This window comes from Sphingopyxis sp. NJF-3, assembly GCF_053514865.1.
Map to the genome: position 1 here is coordinate 3232973 of NZ_CM130726.1, position 19819 is coordinate 3252791.

Genomic DNA, 19819 nt, shown 5'->3' on the forward strand with positions numbered 1-19819 from the left:
GCCCTCACGGCCACCGATCAGAAGGAGGCGGTCGCGCGGACGTACCAGAAGCCCCCGTTGAACCCCGTCGGCGCGAAGCGGAGATATCGGATCCCGTTGTTGATCTGGGATTGCCGCGCCTCGACGTCGGGGTAATTGTCGAAGATATTCTCGCCGCCGACCGCGAGCTTGAGCATGTCGCTAACCTTGTAGGACAGCTCGAGATCGACCAGCAGTTCGGCGCCGCCCGTCTGGTCGGCAGCCGGTGCGGCGCCATAGTCGGTCCATTTGCCATAATAGTTCGCGCGCGCGACGAAGCCGAAGCGCTCGCCCGCATAAGTGAAGGACGCATTGCCCTTCCACTTCGGAACGAAGCCCTCGAGTTCGAGCAGCCGCTCGCGGTCCGCAGTGATCACCGGCGAGGCCTTGATGACATCGGTTTTGGTATAGTTGCCGTTGAGGCCGAGCGTGGCCTTGCCGTCGCCGAGGTCGAAGCCCACGGTGAGCACCGCATCGACGCCCTGGGTGCGGCTGTCGAAGGAATTGGTGAAGAAGCTCACCTGCTGGAAGGAATCCCCACCGGGAATGCCAAGCGCCGCGAGCTGCGCACGCTGCGCCGGGGTGAGATTGAAATTGCCCGATACGGCGATCCGGTCTTCGACCTTGATGTTGAAATAGTCGAGCGTGAAGGTGATGCGATTGGAGGGCTTCACCACGATGCCGCCGGCGACGTTGAACGAATTCTCGGGCCGAAGCGGCGTCGCGCCGAAGAATTGCGCCACCGGATTGTTGGGCGCGATAATGCCTGCGGTCAGCGGCGCCCCGGTTATCGAGTCGATGTTGGTCTGGACCTGCGAGGCGTTCGACTGGCCCGGCGTCGGCGCCCGAAAGCCGGTGTTGACCGATCCGCGCACCGCGAAGACGTCCGAGAAATCATATCGCCCGTTGATCTTCCAGGTGAATTTCGAGCCGAAGTCCGAGTAATTCTCGTAGCGGCCGGCAAGGCCGAACTGGAGCGCGTCGGTGAGATTGCCTTCGAGCGACGTATAGGCGGCCCAGTTGCTGCGCGCGAACTCGCCCGCCTGGATGGGACTGAAGCCCGGGAAGCCGTTCGAGCCGACCGGCAGTCCGACGCGGTTTCCGGTATCGGGATCGATGACCGACGCGAAAGGACCAACCTGCCATGATGCGATGTCGCCGGCCGTGATCTCATATGTCTCGCGCCGATACTCGAGACCGCCTGCAAGCGTCAGCGGATCGGAGGTGCCGATCGCGATGGGGTAAGTGAGATCGAGATTGAAAGCGAGTTCGCGCTGCTCGAGCTGCCCCGGCTTGAAGGAGGTCGGCGACGCGAGGCCAAGCGACGGATTGACCGTATTTTCGATCCGGTAGGAAGCATGGTTCTGACCATAGGAAGCGCTGAGGTCATAGGTCAGGCCCGAGGAGAATTCGCCCTTGAGGCCGGCCGCCAGCGCCGCATCGGTCACCGTGGCACCGAAATCCGGGGTGAAACCGCCGGGAAAGAGCTGGCGGAAGCTGAACCGCTGTCCTCCGGGCGTATTGGTGAGCGGAATCGAGGTGGAAATGAAGCTGGCATCGGGGTTGCGGTAAAAGAAGGCCGTCGTGCCGCGGCTCCAGCTATAGTTGCCGAAGGTGTAGAATTCCATCTCGTCCGACAGTTCGATGCCGGCATTGACGAAGATGCGCGCCGCCTCGGATTCGGGATTTCCCCAGCGCTGCGCCGGGACCGGGACATCCTGAACGCCGGCATCGATGAGCGCCTGCGCGTCGGGACGCTGAATGCCGCGCGACGTCGTGCTGGCGTTCACATATTCGCCGCTGATGTTGACGAAACCGGCGTCGGTGAAGGGAAGCCCGACATTGCCCTGGACGAGGAAATCCTCGCCGTCGCCCTTATAGAATTGGCCATAGCGGGCGATCAGCAATCCGCCTTCGCGGTCGCGGCGCAGACCGAAATTGAGGACGCCGGCGATCGCATCCGATCCATAGAGCGCCGACGCGCCGTCACGCAGAACCTCGAGCTGGCCGATCGCGATCGACGGGATCGCCGAAAGATCGGGTCCCTGCGATCCCCGGATATAGGGAACATTGGTGAACTGGACCGTCGCGCCGCGATGGCGCCGCTTGCCATTCACGAGCACCAGCGTCTGGTCCGGCGGCAGGCCGCGCAGCGAGAAAGGCCGGGTAAAAACGGCGCCGTCGTTGCTGACGAGGCGCTGGACATTGAGCGACGGGACCTCGGTGCGCAGGAGATCATTCATGTCGGCCGTGCCCTTTTCGAGCAGTTCGGCACCGGTGATGATGTCGATCGGCTGAGCGGAATCGGCCGCCTTGAGATCGTTCCGCCGCGTACCCGTCACGACGATTTCGCCCTGCGACGCGCCTGGCCCCGGCGCCTCTTTGGCGTTATCCTGCGCGAAGGCGGCGGCGGCCGACATGCCTGCCAGGACGGCGATAATCGAGCCACTCGTGCGAAGCAATTTTCTCATGGTCCCCTCCCATTTGCGAAAGCTCTCGGCTTCGCCACCGAGCTATCTTCGCGGCCTTGGCATGACCAGAAATAATCACCACTCATCGCTATAAACGAGATGGTTATTCCATATGGTTATATCTCTCGCTGCGGCATCGAGCAGCGCCCGACCGCGCGGCATGCCGGGCGCGGCGATGCCGGACACTTCGCGCAGCTTGTCCTCGACCGCCCGGGCGACATGCCGCGTCGGCACATGCTCCTTATTTTTTGTCCATATCGTGCCCGGCATGAGGATCGGGTTCGGGTTCGACAGGTTTCGGCGCTTCCGGCGCGGCCTTTGCCCGCGGCGGCACAGCGGCCTTCGCGGCGGGTTCTTGCTTGGGGCGGGATTTCTCCGGAGGCATCGCTTCTTCGGTCGGCGCCGCCGGGGCAGACGCGGCGGGCGGCTCGTCCGCTACGGGCATGGTCTCGACCATTGCGGGCGGCTCACCGGCAGTGACCTCACTCTGTTCCGGTGTGACGTCGCTCTGCTGCGCGGGCTCAGTGCCGCATCCTGCCAGAGCAAATATCAGCGCGGCGGCGCTCGCTAGGGGAATGAATCTCGTCATATCTGTCTCCTCTTCGTGTCGGCAGGTCATGCGCGGAATTCAGAAACCTTGCCGTCGCTGCCGAATGCCATCACTTCGAATGCGTCCGCGCTTCCGTCCGGCATTTCCATTCCCGGAGAACCGCGCGGCATGCCGGGCACGGCGATTCCGCGAATGTCGCGTGGCTTGTCGTGGAGGAGTCTCGCAACATGCCGCATCGGCACATGACCCTCGATCGCATAGCCGCCGATCACGGCCGTGTGGCACGACGCCAGCTGGCCAGGCACACCATATCGCGTCTTTACGGCGGCCATGTCAGCGCGGTTCTCGACAGTCACATCATAACCGGCCTTGCGTGCGATATCCGCCCAAGCTTCGCAGCAGCCGCATTCGGGATCGCGATAAACGAGCATTCGCTTGGGGCTGGACGTCTCGGCGCCCGGCGCGGGCGCCGCGCCATTCTTATCGCTGGTCGCCGCCGGGCCCGAGGCAGAATTGCATGCCGCAAGCGCCATCCCCGATCCGACCGCAATCAGGCCGAAAAGATGACGGCGCGTCATCAGATTTTTCATGTCATTTCCTCGCGAGAATGGATTTCATCTGTTCGATTTCGGCCGCCTGCCCCGCGATGATGCCGCGGCAGAGTTCGCGTATCTCGGCATCTTTGAGAGAAGCCTGTTCACACATGAGGATCGCGCCCGAGTGATGCGGGATCATCGAACGCAAGAAGGCCGTGTCGCCGATCGTCGTCTGTGTCCGGATGAGCCCGAAGCTCCCGAAGAAGGCAACTGCCGATCCCAGCAGCAGGAACGTATTGAGACGTTTCGACGGGAACATGCCCGGCATTGCGACGATCATCAGCACGACCATCGGCGAGACCATCATCAGCGTCATGTAGAGCATGTTGAGATTATTGTAGAAGCTCGAGAGGCGGTCGATCATGACGAACATCACCAGATACATGATGACGCCGCTGACGATCGTCTGCAGCGCGAGGCTGCGATAGGCTGGTTTCACGGCATTTCTCCTCGACGTGTCGCCACCCCGCGAAACTTCTAGAACCAGGCCCGCACCCCCATCACGAAGCTGACGCCGCTCGCATCCTCGCCCGCGGCGCGGGCAAAACGCGCGGTATCGCCGACCTTGCGCGCCCATTCGACGCCGACATAAGGCGCGAATTCCTTCACGACCTCGTAACGCAGGCGAAGCCCGAGCTCGAAATCCGAAAGCCCCGAACCAACGCCGGTCTCGGGGACATCCTGGAGCGCAAAATTGACCTCCGCCATCGGCTGGAGGATCAGTTTCTGGGTGATGCGCTGGTCGTAATAGCCTTCGAGCCGGGCGAGCAGATCACCCTTGTTCGAAAGAAACAGCGCGCCCTCGACTTCGAACCAATAGGGGGCGAGCCCCTCGAAGCCGATCGTCGCATAGGTGCGGTCGGGGCCGGGCCCAAGATCCTGCCTGATACCCGCCTGCGCGTTGAAATAGGGTCCGATCGCCCGGCTGTAGAGCGCCTGTACCTCGGCGCTCTCGATGCCTTCGCCGAACACGCCCTCGCCTTCGCTCTTGATCGTCAGCCGGTTAATGTCGCCGCCGTACCAAGCCTCACCGTCCCAGCGGAACCCGTCGCGGCCCTTGCGCGCCTGATATTCGGCAAGGTTGAAGCTGATGAAAGCGATGGTCTGCGCACCATTCTCTTTCATCATGTCGTGGCGCGAATGCTCCATTTCGGCTTGGGGATAAATGCGATCGGCATACCAGTCGCCGGGAGGCGCAGGCGCGGTAGCATCGCCCGGCGGCAAATCGGTGCCGCTAGCGCTGCTCGTGGTCGCCATGCCTTCCATTCCCGCCATCGCGTCCGCAGATCCGCCCTTCGGGGTGCAATGGCCCATTTTGGCATGTTCGGGCGGGCAATCGGGATCGGACGGCTGCGGTGCGCCATGATCCATCGCACCCATGTCCGAAGCGCCCTTGCCTGGAGCTTCCGCCTCAGGCGTACAATGACCCATCGCCGCATGTTCGGGCGGGCAGCTTGAAGCCTCGGGTTCCATGTCCATGCCCTGCATGTTCCCATGGTCCATCTGCTCCATCGACCCTTCGGCGGGCGCTTCGGGCGCGGACTGCGCTACGGGTGCTGGCGTTGGCGAGGGAGCGGGTGTCGGCGCGGGCGCCGCACCATGCATCGAATGATCCATCGACTGCGCCGCGGCGGGCACAGCAAAGGCCAGCGGGGCGATACCCGCGAGGAGAAGCGCGACCCGGGTCATTCGCCGTCTCCCTTCGGACGGACGCTGACGACGCGCATCATCCCCGCGTGCATGTGATAGAGAAGGTGGCAATGGAACGCCCAGTCGCCGAGCGCGTCGGCGGTGAAATCGAAGCTCGCGATGCCGCCCGGCTGGACAAGCACCGTATGCTTGCGCGGCGACCGGTCGCCCTTGCCCGTCACCAGTTCGAAAAAATGGCCGTGGAGGTGGATGGGGTGGCTCATCATCGAATCGTTGATGAGGTTGATCCGCACGCGCTCTCCCTCGATGAAGGGGATGGGCTCGTGATAGTCGGACATCTTGATGCCGTCGAACGACCACATGAAGCGTTCCATATTGCCGGTCAGATGGATGTCGAGCGAGCGCGAGGCGGCGCGGGTATCGGGGTTGCGCTCGAGCGCGACAAGGTCATGGTAGGTCAGCACCTTGTGCCCGACATTCTCCAGTCCCTGCCCCGGCTCGCCCATGCGATCCATCGGCATCGGCGAGATCGTCTGAACGCTGGGATCGCGCTTGACCTGCGGCGCGACACTGAAGTCGCGCATGCTGTGCTGCATGCCTCCGCCAGATCCATGATCCATGCCCGCCATCGCGCCGCTTTCCCCCGCTGGCGTACAATGGCCCATCTTGGCATGTTCGGGAGGACAAGAAGGGTCGCTCGCCGGCATGGGCATGGCGCCCATATCGCCGCCCGAATGGTCCATACCCGCCATCGCGCCGCCCGACATGTCGCCCATGCCCATGTCCTTCATGGTCGCGAGCGGCCGTTCGCGGAGCGGCGGCACCTCGGCGACCATGCCAGCGCGCGGTGCGAGCGTCGCGCGTCCCATGCCCGAGCGGTCATTGGCCTCGGCAACGAGCGTATAAGCACGGTCCTCGACCGGGGTCACGATGACGTCATAGGTTTCGGCGACCGCGATCTGGAACTCGTCGATTTCGGTCGGCACGACATTGAGCCCATCAGCCTGGACGACGGTCATCCTGAGGCCCGGGATACGGACGTTGAAGATCGTCATCGCCGACGCATTGACGATGCGCAGGCGTACCCGCTCGCCGGGGCTGAAGAGCGCGGTCCAGTTGTCGCGCGGACCATGGCCGTTGACGAGGAAGGTGTAGGTCGAACCATTGACGTCGGCGACGTCGGTCGGGTCCATCCGCATCTTGCCCCAATCGATCCGCTCCTTGAGCGGTTGATCCTTGCCGGCAAGCAGGCCCGCCAGCGTCTGGCGCTGCATGTTGAAATGGCCGGGATTGACCTTGAGCTTGCGGAAGATCGCCTCGGGCGACAATTGACTGTGGTCGGACAGGACGACGACATGCTCGCGGTCGTAGCCGATCGGGTCGGCGCCCGCGGGATCGATGACGATCGGGCCATAATGGCCGAGCTGTTCCTGAAGCCCCGAATGGCTGTGATACCAATAGGTCCCCGATTGAACGACCGGGAATTCATAGACAAACTTCGAGCGCGGCTTGATCCCGGGGAAGCTGACGCCGGGCACGCCGTCCATCTGGAACGGCAGGATCAGGCCGTGCCAGTGAATCGAGCTGTCCTCGTCGAGATCGTTGACGACGGTGAGGCGCGCGTTTTGTCCCTCCTTCAGCCGGACGAGCGGCGCGGGCACGGTGCCGTTGATCCCGATCGCGCGACTGACCTTGCCGTCGATGCGCATCGTCTGGCGCGCGATGCGCAGCGTTATGTCATTGCCGGATACGGTCGGAAGCGGCGCGGTGATGCCGGACGACACCGGCTGGGCCCAGGCCGGGAACCATGCGGCCATCGCCGCAGCAGCCCCTCCACCCAAAGCTCCACTGACGAACCGACGCCTTTCCATCTGCATATTCTTTCCGACCGTTACTGACTGTTCCTAAAGCTATACGCAGGCGGCACGCCTGCCCCTCAATAAAAATGCCGGACGATGAGGAGATGCCGCCTGAACGAGCGGTCGAACCCTCAACCCTCGGCGCTCGCAGATGTTCCCGCGAGCAATTCCCGGAGCCTGGTCCGCGCTCGATAGAGGCGCGTTTCGACTGTTTTCTCGCTGACCCGCAAAATGACCGCTGTTTCGGCCTGGCTGACCTCGTCGACACCGCGGAGGAGCAACACTTCGCGCAAATTCTGCGGCAGCTGATCGATCGCCCCGCGAACCCTGGCGAGCTCTCGCCTGTCGGTCGCCGCGGAATCGGGCCCAGGACCATCGCTTGCTACGTGATGCGCATTTTCGAGCGGGAGCGCGCGGGAGAAAAAGGCGCGCACCTTTCGCCGTCGTGCCCAGTCGCGACATTTGTTGAGCGCGATACGGGCGATCCATGTGCGGAAGGGGCGTTCGCCATCATAGCGATCGAGCGCCGAAAAGCCGGAGACGAACGTCTCCTGCGTCAAATCCATCGCCTCGTCGGCATCGCCGATCTGCTTTACGATGAGCCGGTAGACGCCCGTTTTGTAACGGCGCAGCAACTCGCGATAGGCGTCTTCGCGGTGCGCGCGCGCAAAGGCCGCCAGATCCTGGTCGCTACATTGCGATAGGTCGGCGCTCACCGCGCATCGGCGGTCAGCGCCTTGACCACGCTTTTGTCGAACATTTCCGCTTGATCGGGGTTGAGAACCCCGCGCATCGCGAAGAGATGCTGGAGCGTTTCCTTCTGCAATGTCCCCATCACCTCATGCGTCTCGTCGATCGCCTCGGTGACGCGCGGTCCATAGCCATGCTCGGCTTCGATCGCCTGCGCGAGCCGGACATTGGCGGCGCGCATCTCGAGTTCGAGCGCCTGGCGGCGACCGGCGAAGTCGGCTTCGATCCGCTCGAGTTTCTTTTCCTGCTCCGGGGTCAGGTCGAGTTGGCCGTGGAGAAGCGCATGAAGTTCGGTTTCGCTGGCTTTGGGCGCATCGGCTACCAGACGGCCGATGAACACGCCGGCAATCGCCGCGGCGAAGGCAATGAGCCCCAAGAGAAGAAGACGGCGCGACGGCATCGCTACTGTACATCCAGCAAGGTGGAAGGCACCAATGCGCTAGGCGGGCCGAATGGGGTCAGGGGGCTTGCCGCGACCGCCGGCTGGGAAATCGCACTCCCCGCAAAGACACCGCCGCCGAGCGAGACAAAGGCCGCGAGCGCCATCAGGCGGCGCATCGCTACCGCTTCGCGCCGGCGGATCGCCAATGCGCCCATGATGCGATCATCGAGCGCATCGAGCGCTGCGGGCAGATCGATCCTGTTCAAAATGCGAAGCTCCTTATCCATCGATCGTCTCTTCAAACCTTTCCATCATTGTACATACGCGCCGAAGCGCCTCACCCCTCACACCAGAATATTATTCCGGAATATTTGAGGGCCATGCCGATATCCTGCGTATTAGCAGGACAGACACGCATTTGGAGGTGTTCATGTTCAAGTCTCTTCTCCCCTCTGCAGCGGCGGCTTTCGCTCTGCTTCTCATGCCGGCCACGGCAAGCGCGCACACCAAGCTCGTCAGCTCGACGCCCGCCGCCAATTCGACCGTTTCGAAGGTCACGTCGGTCAATCTTCAGTTCAACGAAAAGATCGTCGCCTCGACCCTCAAGATCGAGCTGGTCATGACCGGCATGCCCGGCATGGCCAATCATGCCCCGATGAAGGTGCCTTACTCGTCGATGATGGGCAAAGAGGGCAAGTCGGCGATGCTGATGCTCAAGCGGCCGCTGACAGCCGGAACCTACAAGGTCACATGGTCGGCGGCGGGCGCTGATACCCACCGCATGGGCAGCGAATTCAGCTTCACCGTAAAGTAAAAGACGGTGGGGGACCCCGTTCTGATCGGCATCAGGTTCGCACTTTATGCGGACCTGATGCTCATCGCCGGCCTTGCTGCGTTCCCGCTTTTTGCGCTGACACGGAGCGAACGCCTTGCGCCGCAGTCGATGATGGCCTCGATCTGGCGCGCAGAGCGATGGCTCTGCGCCGCCGGACTGCTTCTCTCCATCTTGGGGATGGGCGTGCTCGCGGCTTCGATGCAGGGTGTGGGGCTCCTCTCCCTGGAACTCCAGCCTTTTTGGGACCTTGTTCGCGAGACCGAGGTCGGCACAGCCTGGGTCTACCGGAGCGCAGCGCTGCTGCTCGCGCTGGGAGTCGCGATCTGGATGGTCCGCTGGCCGACAACTTCGGCCGCCGTACTCGCGGCCGCGGGCTCGGTGGCCGTCGCGAGTCTGGTCTGGTCCGGCCACGCCGGCGCGACCGAAGGCGCCGCAGGCACCGTGCACCGGATCAGCGACATCTTGCACCTGATTGCAGCGGCGGTCTGGATCGGCGCGATCGGCGCCTTCCTGATCCTGATCTCACCACGTCGTGTCCGCGAATGGCCGGGCGGACTCCAAATTGCGGCGCGGAGCCTCGATCAATTCTCGCGCGTCGGTACGATCTGCGTCCTCGTCATCGCCGCCACCGGCCTCGTCAACAGCCAGATGATCGTCGGCGCCGAGAATCTCGGCCGTTCCCTCGGCTCGCCCTATGGACAATTGCTTCTCGCCAAGCTTGCGCTGTTCGGACTGATGCTGGCGCTCGCGGCGGCGAACCGCTGGCGGCTGACCCCGGCGCTCGCGGCCGCCGTCCCGGGGACCGATACCGACAATGTCGACGCCGACCCCGACCTCGCGATTGCAGCCATGCGCAGAAGCCTCATCATCGAAGCGTCGGCCGCGCTCGCCATACTCGCGCTGGTTGCCTGGTTCGGTACGCTCGAACCCTTCGTCACCGCCGATCCGGTTTGACCCCAAGCACCGCCTCTTGGTCGGGTTCGATCATGCTCGGGACCGGCTGGGCGCTCATTGACGCGCGCATCGGGAGCAGCCGTCCCCATAACCATGTGGCGCACCAGATCAGCCTCGCCATCGAACGCGACCTCGAAATTTCCGGTGATGCCGACCTGATAGTTCCCGCCGGACACGCCATTGCGATAGCGTCGCATGTCCGGCACCGCCTCGGGCCGCCGGGCGCCCTCGTGCGGTCATTTTATCTCGACCCGCTTTTTCGTGCCGGCACCCGGCTGTCCGCCGGATCGGCGCCTGTCCTGTTGACGCCGATAGAGACAGCCGGACTAGGTGACATCGCAAGCGGCGCGGACGCGAAGCGCTGGGCGTCCGACTATCTCGACCGCTCGCAGGCGCGTCCGGTGGATGCCCGCCTGTCCGAAGTGCTCGCGGCCCCTGACGATTTGTCGACCGCGCGCGCCTTGGCCGACGTCGCCTGCCTTTCGCCCTCGCGCCTCCGCGAAATCGTCAGCCGCGACTTCGGCGTGCCTCCGGCCAAATTGCTGCAATGGCTCCAGCTTCAACGCGCCGTGCGGACGCTGGTCGGCGGCGGAGGTCTTGCCGACGCCGCGGCGGCGGGAGGCTTCGCCGATCAGTCGCACTTCACGCGCCGCTGCGCTCAATGGCTAGGCGTGACGCCTTCGGCCGGCCTTAGTGCCTTCGCGTTCGAAATCGTGCCCTGAGCCGGATGCGCCTCGCACCGCGTCGCCCCGGCGAAACATTCAAGACTGCCGCGCCTGTTTGCCCTTAAGCGTCTCGTCGAGACCGGCGATTGCGGCCGCAATCCGGCGGCAAGCCAAAGCGTCGAAAGGAGACGGCCATGCCCGACCCGAAACCCGTAGCAAGATCCTACACGCCAGCGGCAGGATATCACTTCCTGACGCCCTTTTATGATTTCGGCGTCGCGGTGACAACGCGCGAGCGCGTGTGGCGCGACCGTCTCGTTCGCCATATGGCGCTCGGCGAGGGTGACGTCATTCTCGATATCGGCTCGGGTACGGGAAATCTTGCGCTGGCGATCGCTCGCCATAGCCGGGACGTCCGCTATCTTGGTTTCGACCCCGACGAGGCAGCGACGCGAATTGCCCGAACGAAGACCGCGCAGATTGTTCCACCGCCGGAGTTTCGAGTTGGCTTTTTCGCGGCTTCGGCGATCGATGACTGGCCCCCGCCTGCCAAGATTGCGATCTGCCTCGTCCTTCATCAGGTCGGGCTTGAGGAAAAGGCACGTCTGCTACGCGAGGCCCGGCAGGTGCTCGCGCCGGGCGGCAAACTCTATGTTGCCGACTATGGGGAACAGCGCAGCCGCCTCATGCGGTTGTTGTTCCGCCTCACGATCCAGCAGCTCGACGGCGTCCAGGACACCCAGCCCAACGCCGATGGATTGCTCCCGGTGCTGATGAGAGAGGCAGGCTTTTGCGATGTTCGCGAGCTTGAGACGTTCCGCACGCCAACCGGTGCGATCGGGATCATCGAGGCCCGAAAGCCCGGGACCTGACGGCACGGGGCAAAGAAAATCCAAGGGATAACCGCTCTTCTTGCGTATCGATAGAAGCGGCTCCATTCTGGAACCGCCAGGAACGACGCCAACGGCGAACTCGACCGGTGGCGTTTGGACCGCCCCGCCGCGAGGCGGGCATCCGACACATACGGGAGCGGCGGCGATGCACGATCATCAGGGCGCAGAAAAAGGCAGCGGGAGCACGACTGATCCGGTCTGCGGCATGATGGTCGATCCGGCCACCACACCTCATATCGCGACGCATAGCGGCAAGCATCACTATTTCTGCAGCGCAGGCTGCCTCGCCAAATTCGAGGCCGATCCCGATCTTTATGCCGCAAAACGCGAGCCGGCCGCAGCCGATGCACCCGAAGGCGCCATCTGGACCTGCCCGATGCATCCCGAGATCCAGCGCGCCGGCCCCGGAAGCTGCCCGATCTGCGGCATGGCACTCGAGCCCGTCATGCCGACAGCATCGGGCGGCCCCAGCGAAGAATATCGCGATATGCGGCGGCGCTTCTGGATCGGGCTCCTTCTCGCACTCCCGGTGGTTGCGCTCGAAATGGGCGGCCATCTGACAGGCCTCCACCAATATGTCGGCCGCCAGACGAACAACTGGGTCCAGATGCTGCTCGCGACCCCCGTCGTTCTATGGGCGGGCTGGCCCTTCTTCGAGCGCGCCTGGCTCTCGATCCGCAACAAGAGCCTCAACATGTTCACCCTCATTGCGATGGGGACGGGCGTTGCCTGGGGCTACAGCATGATCGCGGCGATTCTCCCGCAAATCTTCCCGGCAGCCTTCCGCGCCGCCGATGGCTCGGTCGCGGTCTATTTCGAGGCCGCCGCGGTCATCACGGTGCTGGTGCTACTCGGGCAGGTGCTCGAACTCAGGGCCCGCGAGACGACGAGCGGCGCGATCCGCGCGCTCCTTGACCTGACACCGAAGCTCGCCCGGCGCGTCCGCAGCGATGGAAGCGACGAGGAGGTAGCGCTCGAGGAAGTCGCGGTCGGCGACATGCTGCGCATCCGTCCGGGCGAAAAAGTCCCCGTCGATGGCATCGTCGTAGAAGGCCGCGGCACGGTCGACGAATCGATGGTCACGGGCGAATCGATGCCGGTGACCAAGGCGGCCGGCGCGGCGCTGATCGGCGGAACGATCAACCAGACGGGCGGCCTGCTCATGCGCAGCGAGAAGGTCGGGCGCGACACGATGCTCGCGCGGATCGTACAAATGGTCGCCGACGCGCAGCGCAGCCGGGCGCCGATCCAGCGTCTCGCCGATACCGTTTCGGGCTGGTTCGTGCCCGGCGTCATCGTCGTCGCCATTGTCGCTTTCGTTGTTTGGTCGCTTCTGGGGCCCGCGCCCGCCATGGCCTATGGCCTTATCGCCGCCGTCTCGGTGCTCATCATCGCCTGTCCCTGCGCGCTCGGCCTCGCGACGCCAATGTCAATCATGGTCGGCGTGGGGCGCGGCGCCGAAGCCGGCGTGCTGATCAAAAATGCCGAGGCGCTTGAGCGGATGGAGAAGGTCGACACGCTCGTCGTCGATAAGACCGGGACGCTGACCGAAGGCAGACCCTCGGTCGTCGCCATCGAAGTCGCCGGCGGCTTCGAGGAGCAGGATCTGCTCCGGATTGCCGCGAGCCTCGAGCGCAGCAGCGAACATCCATTGGCGGCCGCGATCGTCAAGGCCGCCGAGGACCGGGGCCTCGCGCTGGTCGAGCCATCGGGGGTCGACCAGCCGGTCGGCAAGGGTATCGTCGGGGTCGTCGACGACAAGGCGATAGTCCTCGGCAATGCGAGCTTTCTTGAAGAATATGACGTCGATCTGGGCGCGCTCACCGAGGCAGCCGACCGCCTTCGCACAGACGGCGCGACGGCGATTTACATCGCGGTCAATGGCAAGGCGGCCGGGGTCATCGCCATCGCCGACCCCGTCAAGGAAACGACGGGCGACGCGCTCGCTGCGCTGCGCGAAGCCGGAATCAAGGTCATCATGCTCACCGGCGACAATCGCGTCACCGCCGAGGCGATCGCGCGGCGCCTCGGCATCGACGACGTCGAGGCCGATGTCCTCCCCGACCAGAAGAGCGCGGTCGTGCAGCGGCTGCGCGAAGAGGGCCGGATCGTCGCCATGGCCGGCGACGGGGTCAACGACGCCCCCGCGCTCGCCGCCGCCGACGTCGGCATCGCGATGGGCTCGGGAACCGATGTCGCCATCGAAAGCGCGGGTGTGACGCTACTGCGCGGCGACCTTCTGGGCATCGTGCGGGCGCGGCATCTCAGCCATGCGACGATGGCGAACATCCGTCAGAATCTCTTCTTCGCTTTCGCCTATAATGTCGCCGGGATTCCCGTCGCTGCGGGCGTGCTCTATCCGATTTTCGGACTATTGCTCTCGCCGGTCATTGCCGCCGCTGCAATGGCACTCTCGTCCGTCAGCGTCATTGCCAATTCTTTGCGGCTGCGCTTTGCCAGAATCTGATCGAAACCACGGGAGGCACTCGTGAAGTGTCGGCACAACAAGGGGAAATGATATGAGACGACTGACGATTACAGCAATCGCATTGGCCATGCTGGTGGCCGTCCCGGCTCAGGCGACCGAGCCTGCGGATTTTCAGGGCGCGGCGGCAGCGCTCGCGCAGTATAAATCGGCGATGGAGAAACTGGACCTGACCGGCGTCGAGGCCCTCTTTTCGCCAGACGCCCAGATATTCGAATCCGGCGGCGTTGAAGGGAATTTCGCCCACTATCGCGACCATCACCTGGGTCCCGAACTCAAGGAATTCAAATCCTTCACCTTCCGCAATTACAAGATTTCGGTTCGCGGCGAAGGAAATATCGCGATCGCAACCGAGACCTACAGCTTCTCGATTGTGCTCGCGAGCGGCGAGACCATCGAACGGGATGGCGTCGCTACGAGTGTCCTCAAACAGGACAACGGAAAGTGGCAGATCTTCAATCTCCACAGCTCCTCACGCAAGCCGAAGGTGCGACCGGCGGGTGGCAGCTGAGCGGGCAAAAAAGGGGCTAGTCCTCACGATCTCTCCGAACCCACACCTAGCAGGACGCATGAGCCCGAGCGGGTGTGGGCACCCTGAAATGGCTCGTCGCGGCAAGTACGGAAACGCCTGCCTCGTCTGTGACAAGGGCAAAGCTGTTGGGGTGCGTATCATCTGTTGAACAGCCGCCGCATTGCGTTCGGCTGCAAAGCTCAAGGCCTGTTATGCGGGAGATAGATAATGGAGCGATTTCGAACTTTCGATTTCCGAAAGCATATGCCGAGCGTGACGTTCACGCTGCTGGCGGTGGCCCTGATAGCGGGCGCGGGTGCGATCACCGTCTATCTCGGCCTATATAATATAGCGGCCGATGCCCCCCATAACCGGCTGACTTACAGCGTCATCGAAACATTCAGGGAGAAGTCCATCGCAGCGCGATCCGGATCGATCGCGGTGCCGGCAGATTTGGCGGCTCCGGCGCGGATCGCGTCGGGCGCAGGTCTCTATACCGAGATGTGCAGCGGCTGCCATCTCGCGCCCGGGATGGAAAAGACCGAAATGAGTCAAGGGCTGTATCCGCAAGCGCCCGTCTTGTTCAAAGGTTCGGAACGTTCGGCTGCGGAGCAATTCTGGATCATCAAGCATGGCATCAAGATGACCGCCATGCCGGCCTGGGGGAAAACGCATGATGATCGTCTCATCTGGGATATGGTCGCGTTTGTCCGAAAACTCCCTGGCCTGTCGCCGGCACAATATCAGGCTATTACGCAGAATGCGCCAATGGACCATGACGCGATGATGAAGGGCATGACAGAGGCGGAAGGCGCGAGTCAGAAACCAAGCGGAGCGGGCGAACACGCAGGGCACTGAGGTCGTCGACAATTATGCAGCGCCGGGCGTGAACGGGCTCGTTTCGACCTTCCATTCCCGCCCACCTTGCCGGTGGGACGGAAGGTTTCGCCTTTCGCTAAGGGCCGAATCGAGCGAACTGTCTTGGCCGGCAAGCCGCAGGTGGAAAACAGCAATTCGGAATGGATCAAGCGGGGGCTATAAACATGAAGCGCGACCTTGTTCGCGAACTGATCGAGCGCTGGCGCGGCGATTCCGGCTCGACCTATCAAAGCTGGTTCCTGTGGGAGGAGCGACTGAAGAATTTTCGGTCGATCAGAAGAGGCATCTCGCAGGTCGTCGCCGAAATTGAGGCCGGCACCTTCGGAGCGGCATATCGGGGCTCGTCATTGGAGATCATTGTTCATTCAATCGCCGAGCAACGACAGATTTTCAAAGGTGCGGATCATGCTTTCTTGTGGAAGCCCAAACTCCGAATCCCGGACATCTACGAGAACGCCGACAATCAACGAGCTTTTGGCAGACTTCTTCACCATTGCTCCTGTTGCGATACCGCCGAGGAGGTCGTCGCCGGGATCCTCGCAATCGATAGACAGAAGATCAAGGGGTTGGGTCCTGCGGTGGCCAACATTCTCTATTTTCTGCATCCCACTCTTGTGCCTCCGTTCAATACGGCAATCGTAAAGGGCTACAACGCGCTAACGGGTGCGAATGTGAAGCTTGGCAGTTGGGAGCATTTTCTCGCGATGCGCGCGGGCATTCTGGATCTCAACGATCGCTACCGGGATCTTCTTTCCAACGATTTGGGGGCGATAGGAGGGCTGCTGTTCGATATCGGATCGGGACGGTTTCCAGCCCCACCGCTCAGCGGTTCGAGCGAAAATGCGCGCGATTGGATGGCCTTGCTGAATGAAACGCGCTCACAGTCCGACAAGTTCGATAAGGGGCTTGCAAATCAGAAAGAGACCGACCGGACGCATAGCGAAGTCCAATCCTGGCTTCGGGACCTCGGGCTTGCACTTGGATATGACGTCTGGGTAGCGGCAAATGACCGGGGGCGCCTTCATGAGGGTGTGCCGCTCGGGTCTCGATGCCTCGATAGCTTGCCGCATGCCATCGCAACCGCTCAAGGAAGCGATGCCATAAGACTGATCGACATCTTATGGCTCGAGCAATCGACGGCTACGGTCGCGGCGGCATTCGAAGTGGAGCATTCGACATCCATTTATTCCGGAATTGTCCGCATGCTTGATCTCGCGCTGAGCAGCGAGAATCTTCATTTGTCGACGCCACTTTTCCTGGTTGCACCCGATGCGCGAGAAGCCGATGTCCGCGCTCAGCTCCGACGCCCGGCTTTCAGCCGGATCGGTGATCTCGACATTTCCTACCTGCCCTACGCCGAGCTCGAACAGAACAGGGTCGCCATTGCCCGCTTCGGTACGGGCCTGAAGGCGATCAAGGCGATCTCCCATCCATTGCCGTGAGGCAGCCGACGACGCGTAGGCCTCCGAAAGCAGTTGGTCTTTGCATCCTCGCGGCGTCACAGGGAAAGCCGGGCATCGAAATCGCGCGCGCTACCGACGTTCAGGATGGGACTAGCCCGTATCTGTTCGTGCCATCTTACTGCCCGGCTCATCGTGCCATCAGCAGGGCCGTTCAAGTAACGGCGCCGGTGAGAACAGGGACATATCATGTCCTGCGTTCAGAGGAAGTATTCCCCCCGGGCGCAAGCGCCCAGGGGGACCGACGACCGTAGGGGAGTCGCCGGGGGACCTCGCAGGACGAGGAACCTCAGAAAAAGTAGCGCAGCTGCAGTCCATACTGGCGCGGCTCGCCGTAGATGTAGAGCGGAAGAGTAGGGTTCGAGACACCCGTCGCGTCCGTCCCGATCGTACTATAGCTCACATAGCGCTCGTTGGTGAGATTTCGGCCATAAAGCGCAATTTCCCACGCTTCGCTCGCCGGCTGCCATGTGACACGCCCATTTATAAGGGTCGTGGCGTTTCCGGAAAAAAGCGGATTGTTGCTGGGCTTGAAAAAGACGCTGTCGCGCCAGGAGATATCGGTCCGTAATGTCAGCATTCCGCCGCCCAGGGAGGCCTTATATTCTCCGCCGAAAGTGATGTTCCACTTCGGCGCGTTCGGCAGCCGCTTGCCCTTGAGGCTTGCGCCGACGTCGTCAAAATAGACATCGTAGCGCGCATCGAGATAAGCGATCGTGGATGTAAGCGTCAGGCGATCGAACGGCCGTGCCATCAGTTCCGCTTCAACGCCCTTGATCGTCGCCTTGCCGGCGTTGGTGGTACTGGCAACGCCATTATTATACTCGACCACCTGAAGATTGGTGTAATCATAATAGAAGGCGGAAAAATTAGCTCGAAGCCGGCGATCGAGGAGCGTCGACTTCAGGCCGACTTCGTAGCTCCAGACATACTCCGGGAGGAAAGGCCGCCCGTCTCCCAGCTGGAATCCACCCGATTTGAACCCGCGGGTTGCCGACGCATAAGCCATGACGTCATCGGCAAGGTCGTAATCGATCCCAATTTTCGGAGTCCAGGCGGTCCAGGATGATTTGGGCTGACCGGCATCGACCTGATTTCCGTTCAGCAGGACACGATATCCGAAATCCTTTTTTTCGTATGAGTATCGAAGCCCTCCGGTCAATCGCAGGCGGTCGATGAGTTCGTAGCTTGCTTGTCCGAAGAGCGCGAATGCATTCGTCGTATTGTTTTCCGGGATCGCGAGCCGACGACCCGGTTCGATGATCCGTATTTCGTCGTTGCCCTTTTCATTCAGATAGAATGCTCCGACGATCCAGCGCAGCTTGTCCGCATCGTTGTTGAGAAGTTGGAACTCTTGCGTGAAACTGCGGGAACGTTCGTAAAATTCGATATCGCGGAGGAAGAGGTCAGTCGAGTCAACGTCGAGCGCCTGGACGACCTTGCTCTTGCGCAGCGCCGTAATCGAGCGGAGCGTGACCGGGCCGCCGTCCCAGTTCATGGTCGAGGACACGCCCCAGGCATCGACATCGTAACGCGGCAGGCGGTCGAGTGCGGCCTCTTTGTCATTGGCCGGGATCGTCGCCCCCGCATCGACGAAGCCTTGCGGATAAAAGGGCCGAACAGACCGCGCGCCGGTCTCGCGATCACGGCTGGCATCCGCCCGCAACACGATCTCAAGACGGTCGCTCGCGTCAATCGCAAGCGTCAGTCGTCCAGCGAGATTATCTTCGTTTTGGTATCGCCGTCCCGAGACGACGTCGCGGTAGATGCCGTCGCGCTGGTTGGCAAGCAAGGTGAGGCGGCCTCGGACGCCCGCTCCAAGCGGTCCAGAAATCGTGCCGCTCAGCGAGCGCTTCTCGTAATTTCCGACGGTGAGCCCCAGCGCGCCAGTCAAATCCTCCGTAGGCATTTTGGAAATGATGTTGAGTGTGCCGCCGGCGGAGTTGCGACCGAAGAGAACGCCTTGCGGTCCGCGCAGCACCTCGATGCGTTCGACGTCGAACAAATCCTGATAGCTTGTGGTCGGGCGCGAGATGTAGACGCCGTCATAATGGACTGTCGTGCTGGGGTCGGTCGCAACGCCGAACGCCGAGGTGCCAATTCCACGAATATTGATGATCGCCATGGAATCGTTGGTGATCGACACGCCCGGCACAAAAAATTGGAGGTCTTCGACGTTTGATATGCCCGTTGCCGTAAGCGCCTCGCCGGTCATCGCTGTCACCGAGACGGGAACGGACTGCAGATTTTCCTCGCGCTTCTCCGCCGTTACGATGATCTCGGCGAGGCCGTCCGACTGGGCTTCCTGAGCCTGCGCGGGAAACGCGACCGCCACCGCAATCGCCGCCATCGAGCTTCGCTGCATTGCGCGCTTCGTCGACGAATAACAGTATAATTTGTTCATTATGCTTCCCCTGTTTCGAAGAACTGCCCTTTCGCGCAGCCCAAATGAGTTTCGGGGAAGTCGAGGACAAAAACATGCATGCCCGGAAACCGCTGCTTACGGCTTCCGAGTTCAAGCACCCAACATCCCCTACTGACATTGATTACGCACCAGAACGACTCATCCCTCAAAAATGGTTCGGGCGACGTAAAACCATTGGAATTGGGCTCCCCGATTTGTTCAGATCGCCAGGATGAAGTTGATCCGGAACGCCCAAAGGCTCCTACCTTCATCCAGAAGCGGCGCTTTTCGCTTCTGCCCCTCGTCGGAGCCTTGGTCGGCGCCGTGCACGTGACGCAATCGCTCGCTTGACCCTATGGTCAGGTCTTCCCCGTGGAAGCCTATTTGTTCGCTCTGATGCCGGTCCTAGCCGCGGAGATTCGATGGCGCCTGACCCAGGCACTTCGGACGGCCGTCG

The 19819-nt window shown here is 62.4% G+C and carries 18 protein-coding genes; 8 read left to right on the top strand and 10 right to left on the bottom strand.

What is annotated here, in order from left to right:
* Nucleotides 1-17 precede the first annotated feature (17 nt).
* The 9 genes from ACOTSS_RS15730 to ACOTSS_RS15770 all read right to left on the bottom strand — a co-directional run bounded on the left by ACOTSS_RS15730 (nucleotide 18) and on the right by ACOTSS_RS15770 (nucleotide 8563).
* Entirely contained in the window at nucleotides 18-2489 is a 2472-nt protein-coding gene (locus ACOTSS_RS15730; RefSeq protein ID WP_003046379.1) for a TonB-dependent receptor plug domain-containing protein, read from the bottom strand.
* 241 nt (nucleotides 2490-2730) lie between these two features.
* Nucleotides 2731-3078, bottom strand: coding sequence for a hypothetical protein (locus tag ACOTSS_RS15735; RefSeq protein ID WP_003046382.1), 348 nt, complete (start codon nucleotides 3076-3078; stop codon nucleotides 2731-2733).
* Between the two features lie 26 nt (nucleotides 3079-3104).
* Nucleotides 3105-3629, bottom strand: coding sequence for a DUF411 domain-containing protein (locus tag ACOTSS_RS15740; protein WP_003046385.1), 525 nt, complete (start codon nucleotides 3627-3629; stop codon nucleotides 3105-3107).
* A gap of 1 nt (nucleotide 3630) precedes the next feature.
* Complete coding sequence (locus tag ACOTSS_RS15745; RefSeq protein WP_223181178.1) at nucleotides 3631-4020, bottom strand: DUF305 domain-containing protein; 390 nt, start codon at nucleotides 4018-4020, stop codon at nucleotides 3631-3633.
* A 92-nt stretch (nucleotides 4021-4112) separates the two neighbouring features.
* Nucleotides 4113-5324, bottom strand: a complete 1212-nt coding sequence (locus tag ACOTSS_RS15750) for a copper resistance protein B (RefSeq protein ID WP_003046391.1) — start codon at nucleotides 5322-5324, stop codon at nucleotides 4113-4115.
* Complete coding sequence (locus tag ACOTSS_RS15755; protein ID WP_374046507.1) at nucleotides 5321-7156, bottom strand: copper resistance system multicopper oxidase; 1836 nt, start codon at nucleotides 7154-7156, stop codon at nucleotides 5321-5323. Before ACOTSS_RS15755 ends, ACOTSS_RS15750 begins: the two co-directional genes overlap by 4 nt.
* Before the next feature lie 119 nt (nucleotides 7157-7275).
* Nucleotides 7276-7860: an RNA polymerase sigma factor gene (locus tag ACOTSS_RS15760; RefSeq protein WP_003046398.1), complete on the bottom strand. Its 585-nt coding sequence runs from the start codon at nucleotides 7858-7860 to the stop codon at nucleotides 7276-7278.
* A complete protein-coding gene (locus tag ACOTSS_RS15765; protein ID WP_003046401.1) occupies nucleotides 7857-8294 on the bottom strand; it encodes a periplasmic heavy metal sensor in 438 nt (145 codons plus the stop codon). The genes ACOTSS_RS15760 and ACOTSS_RS15765 overlap by 4 nt, the downstream gene beginning before the upstream one ends.
* Nucleotides 8295-8296: 2 nt before the next feature.
* Entirely contained in the window at nucleotides 8297-8563 is a 267-nt protein-coding gene (locus tag ACOTSS_RS15770) for a hypothetical protein (protein WP_003046403.1), read from the bottom strand.
* A 194-nt stretch (nucleotides 8564-8757) separates the two neighbouring features.
* Here ACOTSS_RS15770 and copC point away from each other — a divergent pair, with 194 nt between their 5' ends.
* The 8 genes from copC (at nucleotide 8758) to ACOTSS_RS15810 (ending at nucleotide 16940) form a co-directional block, all read left to right on the top strand.
* On the top strand, nucleotides 8758-9090 hold the full coding sequence (copC, locus tag ACOTSS_RS15775) for a copper homeostasis periplasmic binding protein CopC (RefSeq protein ID WP_448688979.1): 333 nt from the start codon (nucleotides 8758-8760) through the stop codon (nucleotides 9088-9090).
* A 6-nt stretch (nucleotides 9091-9096) separates the two neighbouring features.
* Nucleotides 9097-10065: a copper homeostasis membrane protein CopD gene (gene copD / locus ACOTSS_RS15780; RefSeq protein ID WP_003046408.1), complete on the top strand. Its 969-nt coding sequence runs from the start codon at nucleotides 9097-9099 to the stop codon at nucleotides 10063-10065.
* 32 nt (nucleotides 10066-10097) lie between these two features.
* The gene (locus tag ACOTSS_RS15785; protein ID WP_003046411.1) at nucleotides 10098-10787 is read left to right on the top strand and encodes a helix-turn-helix domain-containing protein; all 690 of its coding nucleotides are present in this window, start codon (nucleotides 10098-10100) and stop codon (nucleotides 10785-10787) included.
* A 137-nt stretch (nucleotides 10788-10924) separates the two neighbouring features.
* On the top strand, nucleotides 10925-11602 hold the full coding sequence (locus ACOTSS_RS15790; protein ID WP_003046415.1) for a class I SAM-dependent methyltransferase: 678 nt from the start codon (nucleotides 10925-10927) through the stop codon (nucleotides 11600-11602).
* A gap of 166 nt (nucleotides 11603-11768) precedes the next feature.
* Entirely contained in the window at nucleotides 11769-14090 is a 2322-nt protein-coding gene (locus tag ACOTSS_RS15795) for a heavy metal translocating P-type ATPase (RefSeq protein WP_037553293.1), read from the top strand.
* A gap of 52 nt (nucleotides 14091-14142) precedes the next feature.
* Nucleotides 14143-14619 carry a YybH family protein gene (locus ACOTSS_RS15800; RefSeq protein WP_037553291.1) on the top strand — a complete coding sequence of 159 codons (477 nt, stop codon included), beginning with the start codon at nucleotides 14143-14145 and terminating at the stop codon, nucleotides 14617-14619.
* A 264-nt stretch (nucleotides 14620-14883) separates the two neighbouring features.
* A complete protein-coding gene (locus ACOTSS_RS15805; RefSeq protein WP_223181176.1) occupies nucleotides 14884-15477 on the top strand; it encodes a c-type cytochrome in 594 nt (197 codons plus the stop codon).
* A gap of 185 nt (nucleotides 15478-15662) precedes the next feature.
* The gene (locus ACOTSS_RS15810; RefSeq protein ID WP_037553287.1) at nucleotides 15663-16940 is read left to right on the top strand and encodes a hypothetical protein; all 1278 of its coding nucleotides are present in this window, start codon (nucleotides 15663-15665) and stop codon (nucleotides 16938-16940) included.
* 307 nt (nucleotides 16941-17247) lie between these two features.
* Here the strand turns inward: ACOTSS_RS15810 and ACOTSS_RS15815 are convergent, their stop codons facing one another.
* Nucleotides 17248-19362, bottom strand: a complete 2115-nt coding sequence (locus ACOTSS_RS15815; RefSeq protein ID WP_052181951.1) for a TonB-dependent receptor — start codon at nucleotides 19360-19362, stop codon at nucleotides 17248-17250.
* Nucleotides 19363-19819 lie beyond the last annotated feature (457 nt).